Origin of the sequence: Arthrobacter sp. HMSC08H08 (assembly GCF_001807575.1) — a bacterium.
Lineage (GTDB): Bacteria > Actinomycetota > Actinomycetes > Actinomycetales > Micrococcaceae > Pseudoglutamicibacter > Pseudoglutamicibacter albus.
This window is the reverse complement of sequence record NZ_KV789402.1, coordinates 115,228-142,215: the sequence shown is the minus strand read 5'-3', so window position 1 is coordinate 142,215 and position 26,988 is coordinate 115,228. Positions and strand designations below refer to the sequence as shown.

At 60.5% G+C, this 26,988-nt stretch carries 22 protein-coding genes and 1 riboswitch; of the genes, 7 read left to right on the top strand and 15 right to left on the bottom strand.

From position 1 onward, the window contains the following. Nucleotides 1-22 precede the first annotated feature (22 nt). The 3 genes from HMPREF3175_RS08045 to HMPREF3175_RS08035 all read left to right on the top strand — a co-directional run bounded on the left by HMPREF3175_RS08045 (nucleotide 23) and on the right by HMPREF3175_RS08035 (nucleotide 3,499). Nucleotides 23-1,114 carry an MBL fold metallo-hydrolase gene (locus tag HMPREF3175_RS08045; protein WP_256276341.1) on the top strand — a complete coding sequence of 364 codons (1,092 nt, stop codon included), beginning with the start codon at nucleotides 23-25 and terminating at the stop codon, nucleotides 1,112-1,114. Nucleotides 1,115-1,123: 9 nt separating this feature from the next. Beyond that, nucleotides 1,124-2,530: an MFS transporter gene (locus tag HMPREF3175_RS08040; RefSeq protein WP_070491717.1), complete on the top strand. Its 1,407-nt coding sequence runs from the start codon at nucleotides 1,124-1,126 to the stop codon at nucleotides 2,528-2,530. 108 nt (nucleotides 2,531-2,638) lie between these two features. Next, entirely contained in the window at nucleotides 2,639-3,499 is an 861-nt protein-coding gene (locus HMPREF3175_RS08035) for an AEC family transporter (protein ID WP_070491715.1), read from the top strand. A 39-nt stretch (nucleotides 3,500-3,538) separates the two neighbouring features. On the opposite strand, the gene HMPREF3175_RS08030 is transcribed toward HMPREF3175_RS08035, so the two are convergent. The 7 genes from HMPREF3175_RS08030 to nrdI form a co-directional block, all read right to left on the bottom strand. Then, on the bottom strand, nucleotides 3,539-4,306 hold the full coding sequence (locus tag HMPREF3175_RS08030) for an ATP-binding protein (protein WP_070491714.1): 768 nt from the start codon (nucleotides 4,304-4,306) through the stop codon (nucleotides 3,539-3,541). Between the two features lie 3 nt (nucleotides 4,307-4,309). Beyond that, a complete protein-coding gene (istA, locus tag HMPREF3175_RS08025; protein ID WP_052048583.1) occupies nucleotides 4,310-5,953 on the bottom strand; it encodes an IS21 family transposase in 1,644 nt (547 codons plus the stop codon). A 109-nt stretch (nucleotides 5,954-6,062) separates the two neighbouring features. Then, entirely contained in the window at nucleotides 6,063-6,689 is a 627-nt protein-coding gene (locus HMPREF3175_RS08020) for a transposase (RefSeq protein WP_141742505.1), read from the bottom strand. Nucleotides 6,690-6,983: 294 nt separating this feature from the next. Beyond that, nucleotides 6,984-8,204 carry an ATP-binding protein gene (locus tag HMPREF3175_RS08015; protein WP_070491710.1) on the bottom strand — a complete coding sequence of 407 codons (1,221 nt, stop codon included), beginning with the start codon at nucleotides 8,202-8,204 and terminating at the stop codon, nucleotides 6,984-6,986. Between the two features lie 215 nt (nucleotides 8,205-8,419). Beyond that, nucleotides 8,420-9,448 carry a class 1b ribonucleoside-diphosphate reductase subunit beta gene (gene nrdF, locus HMPREF3175_RS08010; RefSeq protein WP_082784698.1) on the bottom strand — a complete coding sequence of 343 codons (1,029 nt, stop codon included), beginning with the start codon at nucleotides 9,446-9,448 and terminating at the stop codon, nucleotides 8,420-8,422. A 114-nt stretch (nucleotides 9,449-9,562) separates the two neighbouring features. After that, nucleotides 9,563-11,737, bottom strand: coding sequence for a class 1b ribonucleoside-diphosphate reductase subunit alpha (gene nrdE, locus HMPREF3175_RS08005; RefSeq protein ID WP_016664110.1), 2,175 nt, complete (start codon nucleotides 11,735-11,737; stop codon nucleotides 9,563-9,565). Continuing rightward, on the bottom strand, nucleotides 11,734-12,249 hold the full coding sequence (nrdI, locus tag HMPREF3175_RS08000) for a class Ib ribonucleoside-diphosphate reductase assembly flavoprotein NrdI (RefSeq protein ID WP_019174207.1): 516 nt from the start codon (nucleotides 12,247-12,249) through the stop codon (nucleotides 11,734-11,736). Before nrdI ends, nrdE begins: the two co-directional genes overlap by 4 nt. 244 nt (nucleotides 12,250-12,493) lie before the next feature. Between nrdI and HMPREF3175_RS07995 the strand changes: the two genes are divergently transcribed. Then, a complete protein-coding gene (locus HMPREF3175_RS07995; protein WP_070491708.1) occupies nucleotides 12,494-14,359 on the top strand; it encodes a phosphoenolpyruvate carboxykinase (GTP) in 1,866 nt (621 codons plus the stop codon). Between the two features lie 112 nt (nucleotides 14,360-14,471). On the opposite strand, the gene HMPREF3175_RS07990 is transcribed toward HMPREF3175_RS07995, so the two are convergent. Beyond that, nucleotides 14,472-15,044 (bottom strand): NADPH-dependent FMN reductase, encoded by a 573-nt coding sequence (locus HMPREF3175_RS07990; RefSeq protein ID WP_019174205.1) that lies wholly within the window; start codon nucleotides 15,042-15,044, stop codon nucleotides 14,472-14,474. A gap of 209 nt (nucleotides 15,045-15,253) precedes the next feature. Here HMPREF3175_RS07990 and HMPREF3175_RS07985 point away from each other — a divergent pair, with 209 nt between their 5' ends. Further along, nucleotides 15,254-16,081 (top strand): AEC family transporter, encoded by an 828-nt coding sequence (locus HMPREF3175_RS07985; protein ID WP_070491706.1) that lies wholly within the window; start codon nucleotides 15,254-15,256, stop codon nucleotides 16,079-16,081. A 69-nt stretch (nucleotides 16,082-16,150) separates the two neighbouring features. On the opposite strand, the gene HMPREF3175_RS07980 is transcribed toward HMPREF3175_RS07985, so the two are convergent. The 7 genes from HMPREF3175_RS07980 to rpmB form a co-directional block, all read right to left on the bottom strand. Beyond that, nucleotides 16,151-17,410 (bottom strand): MFS transporter, encoded by a 1,260-nt coding sequence (locus HMPREF3175_RS07980; RefSeq protein WP_070491704.1) that lies wholly within the window; start codon nucleotides 17,408-17,410, stop codon nucleotides 16,151-16,153. Between the two features lie 199 nt (nucleotides 17,411-17,609). Next, entirely contained in the window at nucleotides 17,610-19,535 is a 1,926-nt protein-coding gene (locus HMPREF3175_RS07975; RefSeq protein ID WP_070491702.1) for an NHL domain-containing thioredoxin family protein, read from the bottom strand. A gap of 115 nt (nucleotides 19,536-19,650) precedes the next feature. Continuing rightward, entirely contained in the window at nucleotides 19,651-21,960 is a 2,310-nt protein-coding gene (locus HMPREF3175_RS07970) for a bifunctional copper resistance protein CopD/cytochrome c oxidase assembly protein (protein WP_176745148.1), read from the bottom strand. A 173-nt stretch (nucleotides 21,961-22,133) separates the two neighbouring features. Beyond that, complete coding sequence (locus HMPREF3175_RS07965; RefSeq protein ID WP_035756287.1) at nucleotides 22,134-22,412, bottom strand: HU family DNA-binding protein; 279 nt, start codon at nucleotides 22,410-22,412, stop codon at nucleotides 22,134-22,136. Between the two features lie 355 nt (nucleotides 22,413-22,767). After that, the gene (rpsN, locus tag HMPREF3175_RS07960) at nucleotides 22,768-23,073 is read right to left on the bottom strand and encodes a 30S ribosomal protein S14 (protein ID WP_035756285.1); all 306 of its coding nucleotides are present in this window, start codon (nucleotides 23,071-23,073) and stop codon (nucleotides 22,768-22,770) included. 2 nt (nucleotides 23,074-23,075) lie between these two features. Further along, nucleotides 23,076-23,243, bottom strand: coding sequence for a 50S ribosomal protein L33 (gene rpmG / locus HMPREF3175_RS07955; RefSeq protein ID WP_035756283.1), 168 nt, complete (start codon nucleotides 23,241-23,243; stop codon nucleotides 23,076-23,078). Then, nucleotides 23,243-23,479, bottom strand: a complete 237-nt coding sequence (rpmB, locus tag HMPREF3175_RS07950) for a 50S ribosomal protein L28 (protein ID WP_035756281.1) — start codon at nucleotides 23,477-23,479, stop codon at nucleotides 23,243-23,245. The genes rpmG and rpmB overlap by 1 nt, the downstream gene beginning before the upstream one ends. 463 nt (nucleotides 23,480-23,942) lie before the next feature. Continuing rightward, nucleotides 23,943-24,048: riboswitch (TPP riboswitch) on the top strand. A gap of 52 nt (nucleotides 24,049-24,100) precedes the next feature. On the opposite strand from rpmB, the gene HMPREF3175_RS07945 reads away from it, so the two are divergent. Beyond that, nucleotides 24,101-25,138 carry a thiamine ABC transporter substrate-binding protein gene (locus HMPREF3175_RS07945; protein WP_070491770.1) on the top strand — a complete coding sequence of 346 codons (1,038 nt, stop codon included), beginning with the start codon at nucleotides 24,101-24,103 and terminating at the stop codon, nucleotides 25,136-25,138. A gap of 64 nt (nucleotides 25,139-25,202) precedes the next feature. Then, on the top strand, nucleotides 25,203-26,987 hold the full coding sequence (locus HMPREF3175_RS07940; protein WP_070491700.1) for an ABC transporter permease: 1,785 nt from the start codon (nucleotides 25,203-25,205) through the stop codon (nucleotides 26,985-26,987). Nucleotide 26,988 lies beyond the last annotated feature (1 nt).

Genomic DNA, 26,988 nt, shown 5'->3' with positions numbered 1-26,988 from the left:
CACATTCGTTTGAGGAGACACAGTGCGTTCCCTACATATCAACCCAGATACCGGCCTGCCGCGCTGCGACGAGAACGTCAACCCAGCTAGCCTCGATAACCCCGGCATGCGAGTCATCACCCTCGGAACCGCCGGCGGCCCCCGCTATTGGAAAAACAACGTCCGCGACCGGTATGGAATCTCAACCGCGGTCGTCGTGGACGACCGCTTCTACCTCGTCGACGCCGGCAGCGGAACCGGTCGCCGCATCCGGCAGTCCGGGCTCGATTACAGCCAGCTCGCAGGCTTCTTCATGACCCACATGCACTCCGACCACACCGTGGATCTCCCAGGGCTGCTTGTGTTCGGACTGTACGCATTCGACACCGATCGGGCCGCTCCTCTCCCCCTCTACGGCCCTGGCGACCGCGGCGCCCTTCCTCCCGTGTCCCCTCTCGCCACAACCCCGCCACAGCCGGTCGCACCCGACAACCCGACGCCGGGCATCGAGGACATGCTGGACTCGCTCTTCGCCGCATACGCGACCGACCTCAACGACCGCGTCTTGGATTCCCTACGAACTCCTCCAACCGATCTCTTCAAGGCCCACGACATCAAGATCCCCGAAGAAACCGGATACCACCCCAACGACAACCCGACCCCGGACATGGAACCGTTCGTCATCTTCAAAAACGAGAAAGTCACGGTCTCTGCGATCCTCGTGGAACACCCACCCATAGCGCCGGCATTCGCTTTCCGCTTCGATTCGAAGTATGGATCCGTGACCATCAGCGGCGACACCACCGAAACACCCAACATGGTGCGCCTCGCTAAGGGGACCGACCTCCTACTGCACGAAGCGATCGACTTCACTTGGGTTGAAGAACTCTACGCACACGATGACAGGCCCAAAGCACAAGCCAGCCGCCAACACCACTACAAGTCCCACACCTCCGTGGAAGGGACCGTCCGCATCGCGCAAGAAGCCGGCGCTAAGCGGCTTGCGCTCCACCACATCGTCCCCGGAAACAGTGATCCCAACATCTGGGCCTACGGAAAGTCACAGATGGGCGACGCATTCCTCATTCCTGATGACCTCGACATCATCGAAATCACCCGCACCGTATCGAATTAGAGGTTTCCCATGCCTACGAATTCCACTGCTCAGAATCCCGGTACCTCTCAAACAGCGAGTGACGGCACACAAACCAGCCTGCGCACCAAAGACATGAAGGCGATCCTCGCATCGAGCTTCATCGGCTCGATGATCGAGTTCTACGACTTCATGCTCTACGCGACGGCCTCCTCCATCGTGTTCGCGCACCTCTACTTCGCCGACCTCGGGCCCGGTCTAAGCCTCTTCGCATCCTTCACGACACTCGCCGTCGGCTATCTGACCCGCCCGCTCGGCGGCATCATCTTCGGCCACTTCGGTGACCGGATCGGCCGCAAAACAGCCCTCGTGACCACCATGATCATCATGGGCGTCGTGACCGTCCTGATCGGCCTGATGCCATCGACCGCGCAGATCGGTGTGATCGCACCGATCTCGCTTCTAGTCCTTCGCATCATCCAGGGCATCGCGGTCGGCGGCGAATGGGCCGGCGCAGCTCTCATGGCTATTGAACATGCTCCCGCCAACAGACGCGTCTTCGCCGCTTCCTTCGCGAATGCCGGTGGACCTGCCGGCGCGGTTCTCGCGACATTGACGATGTCCCTCATGAGCGTTCTAACCGGCGATGACTTCATCGTGTGGGGCTGGCGCATCCCGTTCCTGATCTCCGGCGTGCTGATCGCGGTGGGGCTCTACATCCGACTCAAGGTCGCTGAAACCCCGGCATTCCAGAAGATGGATAAAGAAGCCCACAAGAAGAAGGCTCCACTGGCCGAAGTCATCAAGAACTACAAGAAGCCAGTCATCGTATCGCTCGTCGCGGCGATCACGGTCTACGTAACCCAGGCCATCACCACGGTGTGGGGCGTTTCCGTGGCTGTTGAGGCAGGCAATGACCGCACGACGGTCCTGAACTGGAAAGCGCTGGCTGCAATCCTCACTCTTTTCGTAACCTTCGCAGCCGCCCGTCTTGCCGATTACGTAGGTCGCCGACGCATGCTCGCCGCTGCTTGCGGCCTTGCCGCCGTCGCAGCGCTACCCCTCGCGCAGTTGGTCGGTTCCGGCGAAATGGGCAAGTATGTGTTCGCAGCTATCGTCGGAAACGGCATCATCCAAGGCCTCGTGTACGGCCCAATCGCCGCCTACGTCGCAGAGCTCTTCCCACCATCTATCCGCTACACGGGCGCATCCCTCGGATATCAGCTCGCCTCAGCACTCGGCGCTGGCCTGACCCCGATGATCGCTACCGCGCTCGTCCACTGGAGCCCATCCGGCGGACTCTGGGCCCTGGGCGCCATCTGGGGCGGCATCGCGCTCGCAGGTGCCCTCACGGTTGCTCTCTACAAGATGCCAGATGACGTCCACACCGGCGCCATAGATGAAATCCGTGCCGCCAAGAAGGTCTCAGCTCAGCAAGCGGAGGCGACGCAAACGTAGCCGACGCACACCTTGCCGGAAGCAGGCGGGTAGGTTTAGATGAGGCCTCAACTGAGGCTGAACACTGAACCTACCCGCCTGCTTGTTTGCCTGTGGAAGGAGACGTTGATGGGCAACCTTTCGGCCATGCTGGGCGTACTGTCTGGCTTCACGGCCATCTGGGTTGTGATCCTGGTCGGCTACATTGCCGGGCGGCTCAACATCTTCGGGCCCGAAGGCCGTTACGTCCTCAACCGTCTCACGTTCCTCGTCGCAAGCCCCGCCCTCCTGTTCCACACCATCGCCCGAGCCGACATCTCCGTGATCTTCGGGCCGCAAGTGTTCATCGCCGCAATCAGCGCCTTCACCGTCATGACCCTCTACGTGCTCATCGCGCGGTTCGCCCTCAAACGCAGGTCAGCTGAACTCACCGTGGGCGCGCTGTCCGCCGGCCAAGTCAACGCCAATAACCTCGGCATCCCCATCGCGATCTTCGTGCTCGGAGACGCAACCTACTCCGTCCCCGTCCTGCTGTTCCAGCTCGCGATCCTGCAGCCGCTCTCACTCATGCTCCTCGATGTTCAGACCCAACGCGTCGGCTCCGGCGTGCTGGGCGCCCTCAAAGGTGTCGCGACCAACCCGATGACCCTCGCATCGCTGGCCGGTGTGCTCGTAGCCACCACCGGGGTGAGCATCCCAGAAACCGTGATGAACCCCATCGAAATCCTCGGTGGCGCCGCGGTCCCGGCGATGCTCATGGCGTTCGGAATCTCCCTCGTAGGTTCCAAGCCGCTCCAGCACGGCAGCGGCCGCCGGATCGACGTCATGCTCGTGCTCACCTTCAAACTCATCGTGCACCCGCTGATCGCGTGGTTCCTCGCCGCCGTCGTATTCCAGCTCGACTCCGCCGGCATCTTCATGGCCGTAATCCTCGGCGTGCTCCCCACCGCCCAGAATGTTCAGACCACCGATTTAGTAACGCCATGGTGAGGATCGAGTAACGCCCGGGCGTTTGGGGGTTGGGCGGGGTTAGTGGGTTAGGCGCATGTTGTCTCCTTCTAGTGTGATGATCTCGGCGCCGACGGCGAGCCGGTTGAGGATCGACTCAGCGATGACAGCGTCGGGGATGGACTTGCACCATTCGATGGGGGCGAACTGGGATGTCACGATGGTCGCTCCTCGGTTTTCTCGTTCCGCAATGATGGTCAACAGTTGGTGCGCGGTGGCTTCATTGATCGGGGTGGTGAGAAAGTCATCGAGTACGAGGACATCGGTGTTGTGAATGGCTTCGAGGAACTTCACGCGCTCAGGATCCGAGTGATGCAGCACGGCGAGTTGGTTGGCCAACGAGTCGGTGCGGAAGAACTTGGCGGAGTAATCCTTTCGGCACGCTGCATTGAGCAGTGCTTGGGCGAGGTAGGTCTTGCCAACGGAGGATTTGCCCAGGATGACGACGTTTTTCGAATCCTGGCACCATTGGCATTGAGCAAGTCGGGTGATTTGCTCTTTGTTGATGTTGCGGCTGGGCGTGTAAACGATGTCTTCAACACAAGCATCGGGGTTTGGCGATCGTGATGTTTTGAGCAGTTTGTTGACTCGTCTTTCGTGCCTGGCTGCGACTTCTTTATCGAGTGCGTAGAGGATTTTGTCTGAGAAGCTCCACTGGTCGAATGCTTGGTCCGCGGCAATGTCGATGACTGTGCGGCCGAAGGCGGTCATCCGTAGTTGTGTGAAGATGGGCAGTACTGATTCGTCTAAGAATCGTGCGGTTGTTGATGCTGGTTGTGGCGCATCCATGGGTTAGTTGTTTCCTTTCTTCGTGAGGTTTTCGATGCTGAACTGCTCCGCGCCGCCGAGGTACGCACCGCGCGTATCACGCGGGATAGGTGCTGCTGCAGTGTTGGTGGAGGTGGCAGCGGCATCTCGCGCGTTGGGGTCAGGCTGTGTGGTGGTGCGTACCGTGTCTTCTTTGCGTACGGCTGCCATCATGTTTTTCACGGCGGTGTAGGACACTGCCTGACGTCGGCCTTCAAGGTCGACGAGCCGCCGGCAAGCTTCTTCCAAGATGGGCTTGTTGTCGTGTTTTCCCATGGAAAGCACGTTGCGGCATGAGAAGAACGCTTGTGCTTTGATTGGGCGCGCATCCATAAGCTCAGCGATGACCCGGCGGGTGTGCGGCCCTACCCTGGCAGCTTCGCGTAGGAAGTATTCACAGGTCCAAAGCCCATGGGTGTTGGCCATCTGCGGCGGGATATGGTCGGTGTCGGTGACGAAGGTGCCGCGTTGGTGCGCAAGCGTATGTACTGCTTGTCGCTCGCCGGCATCGAAAACCGTAAGCGTGTTGCCGGTGATACGTACATCAACAGTGCGGCCGACAAGTGTGTAGGGCACGGAGTAATGCACGCTGCCGACGACGATATGGAAGTCGGGAGCGACTTTGGCCCGCTTCCATTCCGTGCGCTGCCACCGCTGTTTGGGAAGGTCAGTGAGCAAATCAGCCTCAAAGTCTTCAAACAGCTGCCGCCGACTGATGGTGTTGCCGCGAAACGGGGTGTGCGCATTAATCGCGTCAACTCGTTTGAGTATGCGACTGTTGAGCTCATCAAGGCTGACGCACTGGTGGTCGTCAAGGGCATGGATGACCTTTTGGGTCACAATCTTGACCGCTGCCTCAACATTGGCCTTGTCTTTCGGCCGTCTTGCCCGCGCTGGCAGCGCAGCGGTGTTGTAGTGCTCCAGAAACTCCTCGTACGTGGTGTTGACACGACGATTGCGATCGGCAGCGCTTATCGCGTTCGATGCCGTCGAGGCGTTGTCCGGGACGATGACCTCTGCCACCCCGCCGAAGTACTCAAACGCCTGCATATGCGCGTCCAGCCACGCTTGTTGGCGTTCATTGCTACACGCACAAGCAAACAGCATCCCGGAATACGGTAGCGAAGCGACAAACACACTGAGCTTGCTTGGACGGCCCCCGGTGGGGTCGAACAGGCGCATCTTCGTTCCTGCCCAGTCCACCTGCATTGTGTGAGCTGGTGCGTGCACGATCCGGGCGGTTACCCCGGTGGCATCAACATGCTGTGCGACAAGCTGGCGAAACCGCTCGTAGCTGTAGTACCGCTGCCCGGGCAGCGCTGGCGTTGAGGTGTACTTGCCCCACAGGACCTGCAGCGTGGTCTTATGTCTTCCGGTCCGTGCTTTCACCACGGAATCGAAATCGATCGGGACGAACACACCCTGACCTGTGGATCTTCCGTCATGAAACAGCACAGCTACGGCTTCATCATTAAGCCCAGCAATCTGGGCCGTGGTCGTGATCTGCTCTGCTTGCAGCACTTTACGAACTTTTTGCACCGTGGAATGCGAGCATCCCATCGTCGCTGTGATCTGGCGAACGGACCAGCCTTTGAGCACGAGGTCCATCACCGCCCTGTAGTCAGTCACAATCGGACTCCTTTGGCAATGCCGCGTGCCCTGAAGTCACGCGGTCACCAAAGAGTTTCCCCCGAAAACAGCAGTGTTACTCGATACTCACCATCGCGTTACCCGATACTCACCACGGTGTTACTAAATGCACGCGCGCAATAGTCAAAGCGCGCGCAATCACAAGCAAGTCCCGGCCAGCGGCTGTTTTGGGTCGTTGTGTAGTGAACTGGGTGACCCGTCTTGAAGCATGCACCAAACAGCGTTGATGTTTCGTGTCAGGCCACTGAGTACGTAAAGCTTTCGCGAAACCAGTCCCGCCGTCAGACACGACCATATAAGGAGCCGCGATCCGCTTCATCAGCCCCTGGTACGCCCCGGAGTGCTCAGTCTTAGCGAGATACCAGCCGAGGACGTGCTGAGGTGCAGACGCAATCAAAACAACAGCTTGACGCCCCAGGTAAATACCATCGATAAACACCACAGGGTGAACTTCATCAACGGTTGGGAACACCGGCCACAAGTCCCAACACCAGGCAGTGTGACGACGGAAGGTACGTCCTCCGCCAGGCATATCCCGCATCAAAGTACGACCCAGCAGCCATTTCATGAATTGTTTGAACTGGTGCGTACGCTTGTCGATTTGTTGCACTTGAGAAATGCCACAAACCCGGCAACGCCAACGGGTTTTACCAGAACTGGTGTGACCGCCACGATGCAAACGACGACGACAAAAAGGGCAGTGAGGAACGTTCATTCAGCCAGACTGGCAAAAATGAAACCTTAAACACGGGTAATGCGCGTAAACACGGGCAACGAACGCTATTTATGCCACACATTTTGTCCAGGTAACAAGTTTTGTGGGTAAAAGATGAAACCCGATTCTGCCGCGTAAACACAGGGGAAAACCGGGATTTTTGCCACACATTCTGACCTATAACCCCAACAGGAGCATGACGGCTAGATCGAGAAAAACAAAGACCGGCCCTGGGCTCCCACCAAAATGGGTAGCGGTACCGGTCATGTTGGTATTCAGGCTAGGCGATGACACCTAGCTGTGCAACGGTGAGGGCTCGACAAGCCACTCGATAATGTTTTTGTGTTGGATCCCGTCGCGGCTCATGTCGAACTGGTCCATGCTCAGCACGGTTTTCGGGAAGTTGTCGGTAACCCCGCGAAGGGCACCGAACTCGCGGTCGACGGTGTTTTGGCTGCCGAGCAGGTAACTCACCTGGAAGTACTCGGTGTCGGAACCTTTGCGGGCGATGAAGTCAATCTCGCGCGCGCCGGCTCTTCCGACACTTACCTCGTACCCGCGCGCAAGCAGCTCCACGCACACGATGTTTTCGAGGGTCAGCTCAATGTCGGCCTGGTTCGAAAGGCCGAGCGTTTCACGAAAACCGTGATCCACCGCATAGTACTTCTCAGTTGCCCGAAGCCTCGCCTTCCCCGCAATGTCAAAGCGCGGAACCCGATAAATCAAGAAAGCGTTCACGCAAAACTCAAGGTAGTTCAACACGGTATCAACCGAAACGGTGCGCCCCTCGCTTTTGAAAAAACGCACCAGTGACTGCGCCGAGAAGGTTTTTCCAATATTTGCGAAGCAGTAACCGACGATGCGGTGAAAAATGTCGACGTCGCGGATCTGGTGATACTCAATCACGTCTTTGAGCACAACCGAGTTGTACACCGAGTCAAGGTAGTCGAGCGAGGGTTCCCGGTCGAGGTTGAAGTATTTCAACGCCGGGAAACCGCCGAACTGCACAAAGTGCTGGAAGTGTTCGCTCAGTGTGCGGTCGCTTTGGCGGTGCAGCTCGACAAATTCCGCAAACGAAAACGGTTGGATCAAGAACTCAACGTAGCGACCGGCAAGATGTGTGGCGAGATCACCGGAAAGCATGCGCGAATTCGACCCGGTGACATAGATATCTGCGTCATAGTCGACGCGGATCGCGTTGATGGCTTTCTCCCAGTCGGCGACCTGCTGAATTTCGTCAAAGAAGAAATACGCGCGGGTGTTTTTGTTGAGGTTTTCGGCTTCGATGCGCCGTAGCAGCGCCGCTGCGTCTGTGATGTGAAGCCCGTCAGCGGACTCAAAATTCATCGCAAACACTTGTGGATCAGCGCTGCCCGCGCGAATCACTTCTTGCAGCTGCTGCAGAATCGTAGATTTGCCGCAGCGACGCACACCGGTGAGCACCTTCACGAGGGGTTTGTCGATAAAGGGCTGGATCCGCGAAAAGTATCTCGGGCGTTCAATGATTCTGTCCACCACAAACCTCCCTGTTTTGTCGAGTATAGTCGACAAGCTGCTACTTTGCGGAGGTTTTGTCGATCTTAGTCGACAAGAATCGCGCTGGCTCGGGCACAAAACAGCGCACCGCGGGAAGGTTGCCGGCGTGTGCCAGCGTCCAACCCGCGGTGCGCTATCCGGACGGTGCGGCCCGAATCGAGCCGCTGAGCCCTCGAGCCGTTAAGCCCTTGAGCCTAGAAGTCCCAGTCGTCGTCGGTGGTGTCTTCGCCCTTACCGATGATGTAGCTCGATCCTGATCCACTGAAGAAGTCGTGGTTTTCGTTGCTGCCAGGTGACAGCGCCGCGAGAATCTCAGGGTTCACTTCGGTCTCTTCAGCGGTAAACCGCGACGGGTAACCGAGGTTCATCAGCGCCTTGTTCGCGTTGTAACGCACGAACACGGCAACGTCGTCCATCAGGCCGAGCGGCTCGTACAGCTCACCCGAGTACTGCAGCTCAAGCTCGTAGAGCTCTTCCAGCAGGTCGAAGGTGAACTTGCGCATCTCTTCCTGACGCTCTTTGCTCTGCGTCTCGAGTCCGCGCTGGTACTTGTAACCCGAGTAGTAACCATGCACTGCCTTGTCACGCAGAATCAGGCGGATCATGTCTGCGGTGTTCGTCAGCGTCGCGTGCACCGAGAAGTGCAGCGGCAGGTAGAACCCTGCGTACAGCAGCAGCGACGACAGCAGCGTCGAAGACACTTTACGCTTGAGCGGATCATCGCCGTAGTAGTGGTGCAGCACCTTCTTGCAGCGTTCCTGCAGCAGATCGTTGGCAACTGCCCAGCGGTAGGCGTCGTCGATTTCCGGGGTGCTCGTCAGCGTTGAGAACACCGAGGAGTACGAGCGGGCGTGCACCGACTGCATGAACGCAATGTTGGTGTAGACGGCCTCTTCGTGTTCGGTGCGGGAGTCTTGGATCTGCACGATCTCACCGACAGTTGCCTGCACGGTGTCGAGCATGGTCAGACCGGTGAAGACGCGCATCGTGAGGGTGCGCTCTTCCTGGGTCATTTTCTGCCACGCGGGGATGTCGTTTGACAGCGGCACCTTCTCTGGCAGCCAGAAGTTCGCGGTCAGACGGTTCCACACCTCGAGGTCTTTGTCGTCGGTGACGCGGTTCCAGTTAATGGGGCGCAGCCGGGCTGTCGGGTCGTGGCGGTACGACGGCGGGGTGACCGAGATCTCTTGCAGCGGGCGGTCGGTGTTCAACGGATCAGTCATAGTTCAATAAAGCTCTTTCACTAATGGTGTCTGGTGGTCAGTGCGCGGAGTGCGCGGACGGCGCGCGGTGCGCCCGCGCGCGCAGCACGGGCGCACACGCGGGCGCGAACGCGACTACAGCGCGCAGGAAACGCAGCCTTCGATCTCGGTTCCCTCGAGCGCGGGCTGGCGCAGGCGGATGTAGTACAGCGTCTTGATGCCCTTGCGCCACGCGTAGATCTGCGCGCGGTTGATGTCGCGAGTGGTCGCCTCGTCTTTAAAGAACAGCGTGAGCGACAGACCCTGATCCACGTGCTTGGTCGCAGCAGCGTAGGTGTCGATGATCTTCTCGGCGCCGATTTCGTAGGCGTCTTCGAAGAACTCGAGGTTGTCGTTTGTCATGTGCGGAGCCGGGTAGTACACGCGGCCGAGCTTGCCCTCTTTACGAATCTCAATCTTCGAGGCGATCGGGTGGATCGAAGCCGTCGAGTTGTTCACGTAGCTAATCGACCCGGTCGGTGGCACCGCCTGCAGGTACGCGTTGTAGATACCGTGTTCGCGGATCGACTCGCGCAGCTGTTCCCAGTCCGCAACCGTCGGCAGCGCAACTCCAGCCTCGGCGAAGAGCTCACGCACCCGCGCGGTTTCTGGCACCCACTCCTCGGCCGTGTAACGGTCGAAGTAGCTGCCGTCAGCGTAGTCGCTCTTCTCGAAGCCCGCGAAGGTCGCACCGCGGTCAATCGCCAGCTGGTTCGAAGCGCGCAGCGCGTGGTAGGTCACCGTGCGGAAGTACGCGTCGGTGAAGTCAATTCCCTCTTCGCTGCCGTAGTGGATGCGCTGCGAAGCGAGGTAGCCATGCAGGTTCATCTGGCCGAGGCCGATGGCGTGTGACGCACGGTTACCCTCGGCAATTGACGGCACCGCCTGAATGTCGGTCTGATCCGACACACTCGTCAGCGCCCGCACCGCAATCTCAACGGTTGCGCCGAAGTCCGGGCTGGCCATTGCCTGCGCAATGTTCAGCGAGCCGAGGTTGCACGAAATGTCGTGACCGATCGTCTCGTACCCGATTGCGGCGTCGTACTCAGAGGCGGTGTTCACCTGCAGAATCTCCGAGCACAGGTTCGACATGTTGATGTGCCCCTCGAGCGGGTTCGCACGGTTCACAGTGTCTTCGAACAGCACGTACGGGTAGCCCGACTCGAACTGCAGCTCAGCGAGGGTCTTGAAGAACTCGCGCGCGCTGATCGTGGTCTTGCGGATCCGCGGGTTCGCGACGAACTCGTCGTAGCGCTCGGTGATTGACTGATCCGAAAGCGGAATACCGGTTTCGCGAAGCACATCGTAGGGGCTAAACAGGTGCATATCTTTGTTCTGCTTAGCCAGTTCGAAGGTCACGTCCGGAATCACAACCCCAACCGACAGGGTCTTAATGCGGATCTTCTCGTCAGCGTTTTCACGCTTCGTGTCGAGGAACCGCATAATGTCGGGGTGGTGCGCGTGCAGGTACGCAGCGCCTGCGCCCTGGCGAGCGCCGAGCTGGTTCGCGTAGCTGAAGCTGTCTTCGAGGATCTTCATCACGGGAACAACACCGGAAGCCTGGTTCTCGACCTGCTTAATCGGGGCACCCGCCTCGCGGAGGTTTGACAGCAGCAGCGCCACACCGCCGCCGCGCTTGGACAGCTGCAGCGCAGAGTTAACGCTGCGGCCAATCGATTCGAGATTGTCTTCAACGCGCAGCAGGAAGCACGACACGAGCTCGCCGCGCTGTTTCTTACCCGCGTTCAAGAACGTCGGAGTTGCCGGCTGGAAACGGCCCGAGAGGATCTCGGTGACCGTCTTCGAAGCCAGTTCCTCGTCACCCTGACCGAGGAACAGCGCCGTGGCAACAACTCGCTGCTCGAAGTTTTCGAGGAAGAGGCTGCCGTCGAAGGTTTTCAGCGCGTAGGAGGTGAAGAACTTAAACGCACCGAGGAAGGTCTGGAACTTGTGCCCGAAAGCGTCGGCCTGTTCGTGGAGGCGCTCGACGAAGTCCTTGTCGTAGGCGCGCAGGTATTCGGCTTCGTAGTACTCGTTTTCGATCAGCCACTCCAGGCGTTCCCACACCGAAGCGAACTGCTTCGTGTTCGGGATGACCTGCTGGTTCAGGTAGGCCTCCGCCGCTTCGTGATCCTTGTCAAACTGGATCGACCCGTCCGCCGCAAACAGGTTCAGCTGGGCGTTGAGCGCGTGGTAGTCCTTCCGCTCGCCGACCCCGCCAACCCGTGCAGTGTTGGGGGTGGTTGTTTCTGATGGTGTGGCGATCGTCATGCGACGTCCTCCTCATTTGCTTCTGCTTCTAATGTGTTCTGTCGTGCCCAAAATTCGTCTAAACCAGCCTTGACTCGAGCAACGTCGCGGTTGGTGCCAAGAAGTTCAAAGCGGTACAGCTCAGGAACTTTGCACTTGGCTGAGATGATCGGTCCTGCGATGCAGTAGTGCTCACCGAAGTTGGTGTTCCCCGCGGTAATCACGCCGCGGATCAGCGCGCGGTTTGCAGGATCGTTCAGGAACGTAATCACCTGCCGCGGCACCGCCCCGGCCTGCGCTCCGCCGCCGTAGGTCGGAACCACGAGCACGTAGGGCCTGGTCACTCGGATCATTCCCTCTGTGCGCGGTCGGAGTGGGATCCGCACCGCCGGGCGCTCGAGCTTCTCGACGAAGCGGAGGGTGTTCTCCGAAACGCTCGAGAAAAACACCAGGTCAGGTGAATCTTGCCCCTCGAGCACTCGCACCTCCGCGACGCTTCGTGTTCGGCCTTCCCTGCGTTCACTCATCAGCATGTTCTCCTCTCAGCATTTGCACCTCAGCAATCCCACCCCTACATCTAGTCCTGGCCCACATTGCGGGCACAACATATAGTGTTTAGCACGAATACTCTCACAAATCTACGACACGCCGAAGTGCAGACTACGTCATAGCGAACCCAAGACTCAAAGGGGATACTTATGGTGCTGTCAGACTCGACGTACTACGGTAGAGAGCACAAGTGAGACCCGGAAACTAAAGAATGAATGAGGGCGCCTGATGACCGCATCAAAGCAATTTCAAGTTCCTCCAGAGATTCACGTGGAAAGCGTTCGCGCTTTTGTGAGCGAGTGGGCAGAGATCACCAATCCTGAAAAGATCGAGCTCGTCTCAGCAGCGGATGACGCCAGGCTGCTCGAAGAGGCCATCGCCGCCGGCGAAATGCTCCGCGCAGGCAAAGGTCGCTACTACTCACGGTCACACCCGAAAGACACCGCCCGCACCGAAGAGCGCACCTTTGTCGCCACGGCTGACGAGGCGGATCGCGGGCGCTACAACAACTGGCGCCACTCAAGCGAGGTCAAACCGCTGCTGACGAGCCGCATGCGCGGCGCTTCGGCGGGTAAAACCATGTACGTGGTGCCGTACCTGATGGCCCCTCCCGGCACCCCGCTTGCGAACTTCGCGCTCGGAGTTGAGCTCACCGACGACCGCAACGTGGTGCTGCAGATGATCCGCATGGCCCGCGTCGGAATTGAGCACTTCGACGGTGTCAGCGACCAGGACTTCTTCGTGCGCGGTGTGCACCTCACCGGTGACCTTACCGCGCTGCAGCAGGGCACCGACGCCGACGAGCGGATGTTTGTGACCGTCGCAGACGAGCGCACCATTTTGCACTTCGGCTCCGCGTACGGCGGCAACGCGCTGCTTGGTAAAATCGCCCACGGTCTGCGCCAGGCGTCCTACGACGGTTACGCCTCAGGGAAGTTCCTCGCGGAGCAGTTCCTGCTGCTTGGGATCCACGACCGTGAAACCGGCGTCACCACGCACGTGTGCGGCGGCTTCCCGAGCGCGTCAGGGAAAACCAACCTCGCGATGACGCTGCCGCCAAACGGACTCGGCGACCGCTACCGCGTTGATTTTTACGGCGACGACATCGCCTGGATGTGGGTTGACGACGAAGGGAAACTCCGTGCCATCAACCCCGAAAACGGTGCCTTCGGTGTCGCAAAAGACACCAACGAGGGTTCCAACCCCACCGCGATGGCGGCAATCGCTGAGGGATCGGGCACGATCTTCACCAACACCGCCTACAACGAAGTCACCGGCGAGGTGTGGTGGGAGGGTCTCACCCCCGAACCCCCAGCCGACCCGGCAGGGTGGCTCGACTGGACCGGCGCGAAAATCACCGACCGCACCGCCGAGCAGCAAAACGAACCGTGGGCGCACCCGAACAGCCGCTTCACTATTCCGCTGGAGCGCATCCCGAACCTCGCCGAAGACGTCTCCAAACCCGAGGGCGTGGTCGTTGACGCGATTATCTTCGGTGGCCGCACCCGCGATCGTGAACCGCTGATCCGCGCAATCGACAACCTTGTTGATGGCGTCTACGACGGGCTGACACTCGGCGCCGAGGCGACTTTCGCAGCGGACGGGCTTGACGGGCAGCTGCGTTACGACCCGATGTCGATGCGTCCGTTCTTCTCGTACTCCGAGGGTCGCTACGCCGAACACTGGCTTAAAGTGCTCGGGCAGCTGAAAGAGATGCCGATGTTTGCCCACGTCAACTGGTTCCAGCGCGAACCCGAAACCGGTCGTTACCTGTGGCCGGGCTTCCGCGAGAACCTGCGCGCGCTGAACTGGCTCACACAGTACCGCGACGGCAAAGTCAAGGGACGCAAAACCCCGATCGGCGTGCTCCCGCTTGTTGAAGAGCTCGACTTTACCGGTCTCGAAATCGACGCGGCGGATCTCGACAAACTGCTGCGGGTTGACGTTGAACGCTGGCTGCAGGAAACCGATCACCGCGCTGAGCACCTGCGCGAGCTGCCCGATATGCCGCGCGAAATCTGGGACGCACACGAGGCGCTTGTCGAGGCGTTGCGGGCCGAGGCGGCAACTGACGCAGGGGGCGCAGACAGCTAGCGCCTGCGCCACCGCGCGGCCGCGGCGACACAAAACTGCCACACAACAAACGAGGGGGAAACCGAAACGTGTTCGGTTTCCCCCTCGCCTTTGGGTTACGCGCCCGCGAAAACTAATCGCGGCTGGTTTTTTCGATCAGCTCAGCGAAGCGGTCAATGTATTTCTGCAGGAACTCAACGGTTGACTCGCGGGTGATCTTATCCCCGTCACCGAAAAGCTCAGGCGACTGCGACAGGAACACCTCGGGCTGGCCAAGCGTTGGCATGTCGAAGTAGGAAAGCGCAAGGCGCAGGTTCTTCTGCGACGAGTACCCGCCCATGCGTCCAACAGAGTGGCTCACAATTCCCGCCGGGAGTCCCTTCCACGCAACGTCGGCGTTGGGTTTCGACCCAATATCCACCGCGTTTTTCAGGCACGCCGGGATGGTGCGGTTGTTCTCCGGGGTCACAAACAGCACCCCGTCAGAGGCCTTAATCGTCTCGCGGAACTCCGTGTACTCCGCCGGCACCGGCTTGTCGGTGACCTCTGGGTCGTCGTAGTCGAAATCGTACAGCGGCAGGTCGCGGATCTCCACGATCTTCGCCTCGTACCCCTCAGGGAACATCGGAATCAGGTTGTGCGCAATCTTACGGGCAAAGGAGCCACGACGCAGGCTCCCAACAATCACACTCACGCGCTTCGTCATACGTTTCATTCTCTTTTCTCTATTTCAACTGTGGATCATGCACCGCGATCCGCGCCCTCATACGCCACAGACTCGCGCGGCGCGAGCTGCCGGTCGCTGCCCCAAGCCGAGCAGAACCGGCACTCGCTCACGAGGTCAAGCCTATGTTAACAATTCCGCCATTGCGAACCTCATGAGTAACCGAAGCTCCGAGCACCAAGCGCGGCCTGGTGCTCCCGGAACTTGCGGGGATCCAAGCCACTGGCTTTCAACTGTTCCATACGATCGCGCGAGCCGACGTCGCTGTCATCTTCGGGCCGCAAGTGTTCATCGCCGCAATCAGCGCCTTCACCGTCATGACCCTCTACGTGCTCATCGCGCGGTTCGCCCTCAAACGCAGGTCAGCTGAACTCACCGTGGGCGCGCTGTCCGCCGGCCAAGTCAACGCCAATAACCTCGGCATCCCCATCGCGATCTTCGTGCTCGGAGACGCAACCTACTCCGTCCCCGTCCTGCTGTTCCAGCTCGCGATCCTGCAGCCGCTGTCCCTCATATTCCTCGACGTTCAAACCCAACGGGTCAGCGCCGGAATCCTCGGTGTGCTCAAAGGCATCGCAACCAACCCGCTGATCCTCGCTTCACTCGCCGGTGTCATCGTAGCCACCACCGGAGTGAGCATCCCACAAACCGTGATGAACCCCATCGAAATCATCGGCGGAGCCGCCGTCCCGGCGATGCTCATGGCGTTCGGCATCTCACTCGTAGGCTCCAAGCCGCTACAGAAAGACTCGGGCCGCCGCACCGATGTGTTGCTCGCACTCACGTTCAAGCTCATCGTGCACCCGCTCATCGCGTGGTTGCTGGCCGCCGTCGTGTTCCAGCTCGATTCCGCCGGCATCTTCATGGCCGTGATCCTCGGCGTACTTCCCACCGCGCAGAACGTGTTTGTGACCGCAACCCACTACAAGCAAGGCATGGTCACCGCGAAAGACACCGTGTTGCTCTCAACCCTGCTCGGGGTGCCGCTCATGTTCATCTGCGCGATGATATTCGCGTGAAAACCGCTGGGCTGACGCAAGCGGCGTACGATGCGGTAGTGGCTCAGCCGGCCATGTAACCTCAGCTACTCAGCGGCCCGTGAAGCGGACGCGGATGCGGCGCACACGGCGCCGCAACTCGCCTTGCGGCGCGTGCTTATTCCAGTACCATAAGCCCCACAGGCCAGCCACAAGCGAAATCAGACCCGCGATGCACAGTGACATTCGCGCGCCCAGAACTTCGGCAAGCCACCCCATCAAAGGTGAACCGAGCGGCGTTCCGCCCATAACCAAAACCATGTACAACGCCATGACGCGGCCGCGATACCTCGGGTCCACCGTCATCTGTAGCGTCACGTTGCACGAATTCAAGAACGTCACCGCTGCCCAGCCGGTCGGGATCAGCATGATCGCATACAGCCACAGCCACGGGACCGCGCACGCGGCGATCACCGTGATACCGAAACCGATCGTTCCACCCACCACGAACTTCAGCCGCGAACCCTGCCGCCTGGCCGCCATCAACGCACCCGCCAACGTGCCGCACGCCTGGATTGTGCCGAGCAGACCGAACACCTCGGCATCCGCATCGAACACCGTTGTAGCCATGACCGCGTTGAACACCGGGAAATTCAACCCGAACGTACCCACCACGAACGCAAGCACCATGATCATGATGAGCGTAGGCCTACGCGCAACATACTTGATGCCCTCAACAACCTGGCCACGCTTACGCGGAACCCGCGGCTGAGTGTTCGCCGGAATGTTCCGGGAAATCACGAACAGCGAAACCAGTACGCCCGCGAAACTCGCTGCGTTGATCAAGAAAACCCAGCCCGTACCGACCGCGGCAATCAACAGGCCAGAAACACCCGGTCCGATCAGCCGCGCCGAATTGAAGCTCGTCGAATTCAAGGACACCGCGTTCGGTACCAACTTGGACGGCACCAAATCATTCACCAAAGCCTGGCGTGCTGGCGCATCGAACGCCGCCCCGATACCTAACAAGGTCGCCAAGATGTACACATGCCACAGCTCAACCGTGCCCGTGAGCACCAAAACACCCAAGATCACCGCGAGCACACCCATGAACGCCTGCGCGATCTGCACGATCCGTAACCGCGGGTACCGGTCAGCGATCACGCCCGCATAGGCAGACAAAAACAGGATCGGCAGAAACTGAAGCCCCATCACGAGGCCCACCGCGGTCCCTGAATTATCGGTCAGCTCAGTCAGAACCAGCCAGTCCTGCGCGATGCGCTGCATCCACGTCCCGATGTTCGAAACCAAGCCGCCGAAAAACCACCACCGGTAATTCTTGATCTGCAGCGAGGCGAACATGCGGGACATGAATAGGCGGCCTCCTCAACGGCGCAGAAACCGGTGGGGTAATACAAAACGGGACCCCGGCGTAGATTGAACTGTAGATTCAACCCTACGCCTAGGGTCCCGCCTTGTTAAGAGTTGCCGCGCTGACGTGGCGCCGCTGGCACGGCGGCATGCCAGCCAAGCTGACGCTATGCCGACGTTAGTTTAGGCCGCGGCCGCACTAGTTCAGGCCGCGCAGGTCGAGTTCGAGGTGGTCCTCCCCCGCCTCATCCAACTGCACTGGGATACCCCAGTCCTGCTGGTATAGATGGCAGGCGGCGTGGTCCGGGATCTCCTGGCCTTCCTCACCATCGCAGGCTGCAGCACGCGCGGTGATATGCAGAACGCCGTGCACAATCTCCGGGTTGAGGACGAGCTCACGCGTGAGCCCTTGGCTCGTGCCAGCGCCTTCGAGGATGAGTTCCTCAGGGGACGCGGAAACCTGTAGCTGGGTTGGGTCACCCCAACGGTAGTCGAGCTTCTGGCCCGCAGGAGCAGTGAAGCGTGCGGTCAGTTTGTGGGTGCCGGGCTTCACCAGGGTCTTTGGGCGCTGGGTCTGGGATGCGCCACGGTCAACCGTGGTCGCTTCCTTCGGCAGCGGGACCCGCACGAGCTGATGCCGGTTCGTTTCGACCACCAACAGGACCGGATCTCCACCAACGCTGTGGTCCACGAGCACTTCCGCCGGTTCCTGTAGGCCCTCGGCGAGGGTGCCGACCGTATGCGTTTCGGGGTCATAGCGGCGCACCGCACCGTTATAGGTATCAGCGATCGCAACCGAGCCATCCGGCAGAACCGAAACACCCAACGGGTGCTGCAGACGCGCCTCATCGGCCGGACCGTCGCGGAAGCCGAAATCGAACAGCCCCAGGCCGGTCGCAGTCTCAACCTTGGCGACCGTGCCGTCCTCACCCAGGCGCAGCACACGCACCGCGGAGGTCTCCGAATCCGCGATCCACACGTCCCCGTTCGCATCCACATCCACACCGGAAGGCTGCGCGAACATCGCGACATCCGCAGTACCGTCATCCAAGCCTTCGATGCCGGAGCCAGCCTCCAGCGTGACCTCGGCCTTGACGGGGTCGAAACCGAAGATCTGGTGGGTTCCCGCCATAGCGACGATGAACCGGCCAGCCTTCTCTGCCCACGCAAGGTCCCACGGGGATGAGAGCGAAAGCTCGGTAGCGTTCTCCCCCAGCTCACGCGACCAACCGGCGTCCTGCAGGCGGGCGCGTTCGGCATCGAGCAGGCGCTGCACACCGTTACCGGCAACAGTCGTGACCTCGCCCGTGGCCGTGTTAACGCCACGCAGGCGGTGGTTCACGGTGTCAGCAACCAGGACGTCGTAGCCGACCTTCTCCGCGATGTGGCCGGGAACGACCGCGGCACCCTGCGGCTCGTTGAAGCGAGCGGTGTCCGCGGAGCCGTCCGCGAAGCCGCGCTCCCCAGTGCCGATCTGACCGACCTTGGTCACGAGGTCCGTGTCCATGATCGTGAGCCGGTGGTAGCCCGAATCCACGACGAGGAACTGGCCGTTCGGCAGCTCGATCGCCGAACCTGGGAAGCGGAGGTCCCCTTCGCGTGCCGGCGGGGCGACGTACGGGCCGTCACCGCGGTGCAAGGTGCCCTTCGCATCGTGCTCTTCGATGAGTTCTTCAACCAAAGATTCAAGGCCGGCCGCGTGCCCCTCACCCGAGAGGTGCGCAACGATGTAGCCCTCCGGGTCAACGACAACCAGCGTTGGCCACGCACGCGCAGTGTAGGCCTGCCACGTCAACAGCTCCGGGTCATCCAGAACCGGGTGCTCGATCTCGTAACGCTCAACCGCGGCCTCAAGCGCTTCCTTCTTGGCCTCATGCTCAAACTTAGGGCTGTGCACGCCGATCGTGACAAGCACGTCACTGTACTTTTCTTCCAGCGGACGCAGCTCATCGAGCACATGCAGGCAGTTGATGCAGCAGAACGTCCAGAAATCCAGGAGCACGATCTTGCCGCGAAGGCTCGCGAGGTCAAGATCCTTGCCGCCGGTGTTCATCCAGCCGCGGCCGCGAAGCTCGCTCGCGCGCAAACGGACGCCGGTACGAAGTGCATCAGACTCTGCAGACACCTAAACTCCTGGGATTCAGACGGGACATTCACTCGTTGCACACAGAGCGCAACGGACTGTGTCCCATTCTAAAAGTTGTGTGCGCGCAACCGCTTACAGCGCGTAACATCGCGCTTTATGCCCGCGGCGTATCGTCTTTCTCCTGTGGGGATTCAGCATCCGGAGCCGCAGCGTCTGATGCGTCGGCCTCCGCAGCGTCCTTTTCCTCCGGCAAACCACCCACCGGCAGGCCCGCGCGGATGCGGGCTGCGCGGCGGGCTTCTTCGAGGCCGTCGGCCTGGGCGCCCTGCAGCTGCTGCAGCATCTGGTTGTAGTCGCGCAGTTCGCGGTTTCCGGTACGTTCGGCAACGCGTTCGTCGCGGCGGGCTATCCGTTCATCGGAGCGGGACCATGCAACGGCCACGCCCACGGCGAGCATGAGCGTCGGTACTTCGCCGATGCCCCACATAACACCGGCGCCTATTCGTTGATCTTCGATCGCGCTCGGGCCCCAATCGCGGCCCTGGTTGCCGAACCAGTCCGGCTGGATCAAAACGTCGGTGCCCATGATGCTGGTCGCGTAGAACGCGTGGAAGATCATGGTGATCAGCAGGATCACGAGCCGCACAAAGTATGGTGCGCGGTTCGGCAGCGGGTCCAGCCCGATCATGTTGACGGCCAAGACGTAGCCGGTCAGCAGGAAGTGGAAGTTCATGAACTCGTGGCCTAAGTGGTATTTCATGGAGAACCACATGAGGTCAGTCGAGTAGAAGATCACGATCGAGGCCGTGAAGTTCACGGCCGCGACAATCGGGTGCGTGACGCCTTTAGCCCACTTGGAGTGCAGGAACACCAGGGTCCATTCGCGGGGGCCGCGGGTTCCGTCGCGCCGGGCGGGGATCGCTTTGAGGGCCAGCGCGATCGGGGACCCGACCACCAGGAAGAACGGCGCGACCATGGTGAGCGCCATGTGAGCGACCATGTGCATCGAGAACAGGTTCTGCCCGTACACCGCGATGGGCCCGGATGTGATGTAGAACAGGAAGATCAAGCCCACATAGAAGCTGAGGGTGCGCCACCAGTCCCAGTGCCCGCCTTTAGCGTGGACGCGGTAGGCCCAGCGGCCGTAGGCGATCGCGAGGAAGATAATGATCGCGACCCACAGCCAGTCGAAGCGCCACACACTCGCCCACGATGAGATGGTCAGCTCGGGTGGTAGCTCGTAGCCGGAGAGGCGGCGGGCCGGGGACATGACTTCCGGCGGCGCGGTGGATACCGGCGGTTGGGTGCGGGCAAGCACCACGGCGATCGCCGATACGGCGGACATGATCGCTACTTCAACACCGATGATGCGCCACGCGGCTTTGCGTGCGGTGAGGTCGCCGTTTTTCAGGCGCGGAATGATGTTGGAGCGGTGGATGATCCCGAGGAAGCCCAGGATCACCGAGAGGAAAGCTTTGAAGATGAGGAACAGACCGTATTGGGTTCCGAAGAGCTGTTGAAGGGTGTGGACGCGGATCGCACCTGCCGCTACGCCGGAGAGCACGACCAGGAAGAACGATGCGCCAGCTAGGTGCGAGAATCGTTGCAGGACTTCCGCTGCGGCGGGGTTGGTATCAGGGCCGGTGATGTTCTTTTGCGCTCCGCCAAGCAGCCCGGAAACAACGGCGAGTGCTACGAGCCCGCCGCCCCACGCGACGACGCCGAGTAGGTGCAGGCCCATCGAGTTCACGGCTCCCCAGTGGTCGTCACCGCCGGCGGCATGGCCGAGTAGCGCCAGCGGCACGAGGGCAACCCCTGCGAAGCCTGCGGCCCAGCCGAGCGCGTTGGCGCTGCGGGCGGCGATCATGGTGGTGCTCGTGATGATCGCGAGGGAAACGACCACGGCCCAGCTTCGGCCGAAATCGAAGTTCAGCATGTAGTCGAAGATGCCGTCAGTGAAGGATTTGTCTGCGGTGACGGGGAGCGCGGCGGCATCCGAATAGCTGAGAACGAGCGTGGACATCGCAGCGAACGCCCACACGATCGCTGCGACGGAGCCGACGGTAACGAGCCGGTTGAACGCTTTGGTGAATTCCCCACCATCAGTGGAACCTGCGGCCCGAGTGGTGCGCTGTGGCCGGGTGGTACGCGGGATGATCGCGCACACGAAGATGAGCGTGCCGAGCGTGATCGAGAAGCTGATGTCGTGAACCCAGCGCGCGATCGGCAGGCCGTAGCGGGTCACCACGCCCGGGTCACCGAGTAGAACGGAGAGCGCTGTACCGGAGTACGAGAGCGCGAGGAAGAGGGTTATGAGCCCGATGGGCGCGGAAATCCAGGTGAGCGCGTATGCGACTCGAGGGTTGTCTGCCGCGAGCCTCGCGTTCTTTGCGGAAGGGTCCTCGCTTCCGCGGGCGGGCTCGGCGGAGGCACGCTTGGACGTTGCAACCTGCGAGTGCGACATGGGCGCCTTTCCTGAGGGCATTTCTTCAGAGGAGGTTCACGTGAGCGGAGCTCATCAGATCCAGTTTAGGCGGTGCCGCTGTGGGAAGCGGTGCCCCGCTTGTGTTTAAAAAGTAAACCCACTCCAACCTGCGTGGTTGGGGCGGGTTTACTGCTCAGCTTGCGCTGTAAGACTTACTTATTGGAAACAGCAGCCTTCAGCTTGGAGCCAGCGGAGAGCTTAACGGAGTGACCAGCAGGGATCTGGATGGTCTCGCCGGTCTGTGGGTTGCGACCCTGGCGTGCGGCACGGTTGGTGCGCTCGAAGGACATCCAGCCTGGGATGGAGACCTTGTTGCCCTGGGAGATCTGCTCGGTCACGGTCTGGAAGAGGGCATCCAGTACGTCGTTAACCGTGGTCTGGGTCTGGCCGGTGTTGTTCGCGATAGCGCTCACAAGCTCACTGCGGTTCATTACTTGTCCTCCTGGACTCGGATACTCCCCAACCAGTGAGGGCTGAGGATTGCCCCAGGTTTCGGGGCCTGGATATGAAACTAACAGGTTTTCCCAGAATTTCGCGTGTTTCGGGGCGGATTTTCCGCGTTGAGTGAGAATTTACCCAGATTTTTGGCTGATTAGAGCTTCTTAGAGCGGTTTCTGGCGGCGAAAACACGAACGGAGCGGCCTAAACCTGCTTAAACGCGGACGTCCCGGCGCCTCGCTGATGTTCTTTTCAGCTGGGGCCGGGACGTCCGTGACAGCGTGCGATGCTTGTGTGTGCCGCTGTTGACGCTATGTGTTCCTCACAGTGGTGAGGAAGCGTGAGCGATTACCAGGACGACTTGGTGATGCCTGGCAGCTCGCCCTTGTGAGCCATTTCGCGGAAACGCACACGCGAGATACCGAACTTCTGGAAGGTACCGCGTGGGCGGCCGTCGATGGAGTCACGGTTGCGAACGCGAACTGGAGAAGCGTCACGTGGGAGCTTCTGCAGGCCGACGCGTGCTGCCTCGCGGGCTTCGTCGGTTGCGTTCGGGTCGATCAGGGTCTTCTTGAGCTCGGCGCGGCGCTCGGCGTAGCGAGCCACGATCACCTTGCGCTGCTCGTTCTTGGCGATCTTCGACTTCTTAGCCATGCTTACCGCTCCTCACGGAAATCGACGTGCTTGCGAACCACTGGATCGTACTTCTTGAGCACGATGCGGTCCGGGTTGTTGCGGCGGTTCTTGCGGGTCACGTAGGTGTAACCGGTGCCTGCCGTGGACTTGAGCTTGATGATTGGGCGAACATCCTGTGCTTTTGCCATCAGAACTTCTCTCCCTTCGCCTTAAGCTCAGCGACTACGGCTTCGATGCCGCGCGCGTCGATCGTCTTGATGCCCTTGGTGGACAGATTCAGGGTGATCGTCCGGCCGAGGGATGGTACGTAGTACCGCTTCTTCTGAATGTTCAGGTCCCACCGACGCTTGGTGCGGCGGTGCGAGTGCGAGATGCTGTGTCCGAATCCGGGCACTGCACCGGTCACCTGGCAACGCTGTGCCATGTTCACTCCTCCAGTGTTGGTCAGTTGTGCTGCGGTCCCTTGCCGCCTGGCTGTGGTGTTGGCTCGCCTGGAGTCAGGTGAGCGCAGCCGATGACGATGCGAGGTCCCGCTACCCAGTTGGGGACACCGTGCTTACAACGCTGGAGGGCCTAAAGCAGCTGGGTGAGATCCAGCCAGTGGTTGACCATCAGACAGGTTTCAAACAACGGTGGTCCGGGTGAAGCGTGGGCATTTGCCTACCCACTGTTCACCTTCTCTTCCGTGTCACGGGCTGTTGGGCACGCAAAGATTAACGCGTGGCAACAGAACGCCTATCTATCTTAGGCAATCCCCCATCTTTGGGGCAAATCATGGTAAGCGAGTTTGGCCACACTCGCACCGGGGCCTCCACCCAGCCGGCCGGCGCCCGGCGCGCGCCATCTGGCAAATTGTGTGCCGCATCGTTTTCTTGGCTAGTCTTGTACTGAATCGACAGGGGAGCGCTAACCGAGCGCTGAGAGTGCCGATGTGGCAGACCCTCGAACCTGATCCGGTTAGTACCGGTGTAGGGAGTTCGAATCTTCTCTCGTGGGCACACGTGGGCCACCCCCTTTCATGAACTGGAAGGTTGTTGTGGCAGATATGCGTAGAAACCCTCTTATGGCGGCTACCGCGGTGCTCTCTGTTGCGGGCTTGACGTTGAGCGGTTGTTCGATCGCGGCTCAGCAGGAGGATGCGGAGTCGAAAGAGAAGACGGTCACGATCATCACGCATGATTCTTTTGAGTTGACCAAGGAACAGGTCAAGAAGTTCGAGACCGAGACCGGCTATAAGCTCAAGACGACCTCCCCAGGTGACGCGTCTTCTGTGGTCAATCAGCTGATCCTGGCTGAAGGTAAGGCGTCCGCGGACGGTTTCTATGGCGTGGATAACCTCCAGGCCGGCGCGCTGACGGAGAAGGGCGTGGTCGAGGACTATGTGCCCGAGAAACTGCCGGAGGCTGCGAAGAAGCTGACCAACAGTGACGCGTTGACCCCGATCGATCAAGGCCAGGTATGTATCAACGCTGACGCGGGCTGGTTCAAGAAGAACAAAGTTGATCTGCCGAAGAGCATCAACGACCTCACCAAGCCTGAATACGCCAAGCTGCTGGTAGCCCAAGACCCGGCGCAGTCCTCCCCTGGTTTCGCGTTCATGGTCACCACGATGCACAAGACTAAGGACTGGAAGAAGGCGTGGGAGGACATGCTGGCTGGCGGCACCAAGGTCGTCTCTTCATGGTCTAACGCGTACAACACGGACTTTTCCGGTTCTGAAGGCAAAGGTAAGTACCCTCTGGTGGTCTCCTACTCCTCCTCCCCCGCTTTTGAGGGCGGTAAGACCGTGAACATCGATGACACCTGCATCGACCAGGTCGAATACGCCGGAGTCCTGAAGAACGCTAAGAACCCTGATGGTGCCAAGGCCTTCGTGGACTTCATGCTCAGCGAGGATATGCAGAACGCTATCCCTGAGCAGATGTACATGTACCCGGTGAACCCCGATGTGAAACTTCCGAAAGACTGGGCCGCTCACGCGCCGCTGTCGAAGACGTCGGTCACCCCGGACCCGAGCGAGATCGCCCAGAAACGCGAGGAGTGGATCAAGCAGTTCCGCGAGCTCAGCAAGAACGCTAAATAGGTGCGTTCCTGAGACGAACACTGGGTAGAAGAACGCCGGGTAGAAGAAGCAGGTCGGGTACCTGATGCACGAGCAGAACCGCTCTCACGGCGAGCTGAGGCGTCGGCGCCGCATCGTGACCATTGTGTGGTCTGTTGCGGCGCTGGCGTTGCCTGCCGTGTTCTTGGCTTTCTTCTTTGTGTGGCCGGTCGCGGCGATGATCGGCCGCGGCGTGACCCCGCCCGAAGGCAGTGAAGGTACGTGGTGGGGGCCGCTCGTTGCCGTGTTGTTCGATGGGTGGACGTGGCGGCTCATCGCGCAAACACTCGGGCTCGCGTTGGGTGGCACGCTCGGCTCGATCGTTCTGGGGCTTTTCGGCGCCCACATTCTCTCGACCCGTTCTTTCCGTGGGCGCGGGGTCATCCGCGCGGTCGCGACCATCCCGTTCGTTTTGCCGACCGTGGTAGTGGGTGTCGCGTTCCGTGCCTTGCTCGCCGAGAACGGCCCGTTAGGTTTCTTGGGCCTGGATCAGACCACGGCCGCAGTCATCCTCGCGATGATCTTCTTCAACTTCTCGGTTGTTGTCCGTCAGGTCGGGGCTGTGTGGGCTGACCTTGACCCGCGCCAAGCCGAGGCCGCCCGGACTCTCGGGGCGAGCCGCTTACGGGCTTTCCTAACGGTGACCCTCCCGGCGCTCAAACCCTCGATCTGGTCTGCGGCTTCGCTCATTTTCTTGTACTGCTCTACCGCGTACGGGTTGATGATGACGCTCGGTAAACCAGGTTTCGGAACCTTGGAAACCGAGATCTATATCCAGACCGAGACGTTCCTGGACCTCCCCCAGGCGGCAGCGCTCTCGATCCTGCAGCTGGCGATTGTGCTCGCTTCGCTCGCGGTATCGCAACGCGCGCGCTCTAAATCTGAGACGGCTCTGCGGCTATCGCAACCCCGCTTACGGCCGCTGGCCCGGACTGACTGGTTCTCCGCAATGATCGCTTTCGGCACCGTCACTGCACTTATTGTGGCGCCACTGCTGGCGTTGCTGTTGCGTTCGTTCTCGACCCCGCACGGCTGGAGCCTCAACAACTACCGGCTTCTAGCTACCAGCTCGGGCACCGGTTTCGGCGGCGGTTCGACCCCGTTAGAGACGCTCCGCAATTCGCTTTTGACCGCATCGGACGCCATGTGGATCACCCTCATCGCGGGCCTCCCGTTGGCGTGGTGGCTCTCCCGCCACGCACGCACCGCTGCGTTCGGGCGGGCGCAGAAGATTGTGGATGCCGCCGTGATGTTGCCGGTCGGGGTCTCAGGGGTCACGATCGGTTTCGGTTTCATCGTGTCCTTACAGATCGCGTTCCCGGAGCTTGCGCGTTCAGGCTCGCTCGTGCCGTTCGCCCAAGCCGTGGTCGCGTTGCCCGTGGTGGTGCGCATGATCATCCCGATCCTGCGCTCGGTCGACCCGAAACTCAGGGAGGCCGCCGCGACCCTGGGCGCGAGCCCACTGCGGGTCGCGCTGACCGTGGATGGCCCGATGGTCGCCCGCGGCATCGGATTCGCCGCGGGGCTGTCCTTTGCGATCGCGCTCGGTGAGTTCGGCGCCACGAGCTTCCTGGCGTCTGCGGACTTCCAGACCCTGCCGGTCACGATCGTGCGGCTTATGAACCGACCCGGCGCCGATAACTACGGAATGGGTATGGCGGCCTCCGTGATCCTCGCGCTGGTTGCGGCAACCGCGATGGCGGTGTGCGAATGGCTCGCCGAACGCTCCACACGCTCCGCGAAACTCGCCTCAACATCCGCCCGTCGCGGCGCTGTTCCCCAGACTGCTGTTCGCCGCAGCGCAGATGCCGCTCAAGCTCAGGAGGACTAAA

What these genes read in the sequence shown, in the direction of transcription:
- HMPREF3175_RS08040 (WP_070491717.1), top strand. Translation starts at nt 1,124, where the DNA reads ATGCCTACGAATTCCACTGCTCAGAATCCCGGTACCTCTCAAACAGCG.
- HMPREF3175_RS08035 (WP_070491715.1), top strand. Translation starts at nt 2,639, where the DNA reads ATGGGCAACCTTTCGGCCATGCTGGGCGTACTGTCTGGCTTCACGGCC.
- HMPREF3175_RS08030 (WP_070491714.1), bottom strand. Translation starts at nt 4,306, where the DNA reads ATGGATGCGCCACAACCAGCATCAACAACCGCACGATTCTTAGACGAA.
- HMPREF3175_RS08020 (WP_141742505.1), bottom strand. Translation starts at nt 6,689, where the DNA reads ATGAACGTTCCTCACTGCCCTTTTTGTCGTCGTCGTTTGCATCGTGGC.
- nrdF (WP_082784698.1), bottom strand. Translation starts at nt 9,448, where the DNA reads ATGACTGATCCGTTGAACACCGACCGCCCGCTGCAAGAGATCTCGGTC.
- nrdE (WP_016664110.1), bottom strand. Translation starts at nt 11,737, where the DNA reads ATGACGATCGCCACACCATCAGAAACAACCACCCCCAACACTGCACGG.
- nrdI (WP_019174207.1), bottom strand. Translation starts at nt 12,249, where the DNA reads ATGCTGATGAGTGAACGCAGGGAAGGCCGAACACGAAGCGTCGCGGAG.
- HMPREF3175_RS07995 (WP_070491708.1), top strand. Translation starts at nt 12,494, where the DNA reads ATGACCGCATCAAAGCAATTTCAAGTTCCTCCAGAGATTCACGTGGAA.
- HMPREF3175_RS07990 (WP_019174205.1), bottom strand. Translation starts at nt 15,044, where the DNA reads ATGACGAAGCGCGTGAGTGTGATTGTTGGGAGCCTGCGTCGTGGCTCC.
- HMPREF3175_RS07980 (WP_070491704.1), bottom strand. Translation starts at nt 17,410, where the DNA reads ATGTCCCGCATGTTCGCCTCGCTGCAGATCAAGAATTACCGGTGGTGG.
- HMPREF3175_RS07970 (WP_176745148.1), bottom strand. Translation starts at nt 21,960, where the DNA reads ATGTCGCACTCGCAGGTTGCAACGTCCAAGCGTGCCTCCGCCGAGCCC.
- HMPREF3175_RS07965 (WP_035756287.1), bottom strand. Translation starts at nt 22,412, where the DNA reads ATGAACCGCAGTGAGCTTGTGAGCGCTATCGCGAACAACACCGGCCAG.
- rpsN (WP_035756285.1), bottom strand. Translation starts at nt 23,073, where the DNA reads ATGGCTAAGAAGTCGAAGATCGCCAAGAACGAGCAGCGCAAGGTGATC.
- rpmG (WP_035756283.1), bottom strand. Translation starts at nt 23,243, where the DNA reads ATGGCAAAAGCACAGGATGTTCGCCCAATCATCAAGCTCAAGTCCACG.
- rpmB (WP_035756281.1), bottom strand. Translation starts at nt 23,479, where the DNA reads ATGGCACAGCGTTGCCAGGTGACCGGTGCAGTGCCCGGATTCGGACAC.
- HMPREF3175_RS07945 (WP_070491770.1), top strand. Translation starts at nt 24,101, where the DNA reads ATGCGTAGAAACCCTCTTATGGCGGCTACCGCGGTGCTCTCTGTTGCG.
- HMPREF3175_RS07940 (WP_070491700.1), top strand. Translation starts at nt 25,203, where the DNA reads ATGCACGAGCAGAACCGCTCTCACGGCGAGCTGAGGCGTCGGCGCCGC.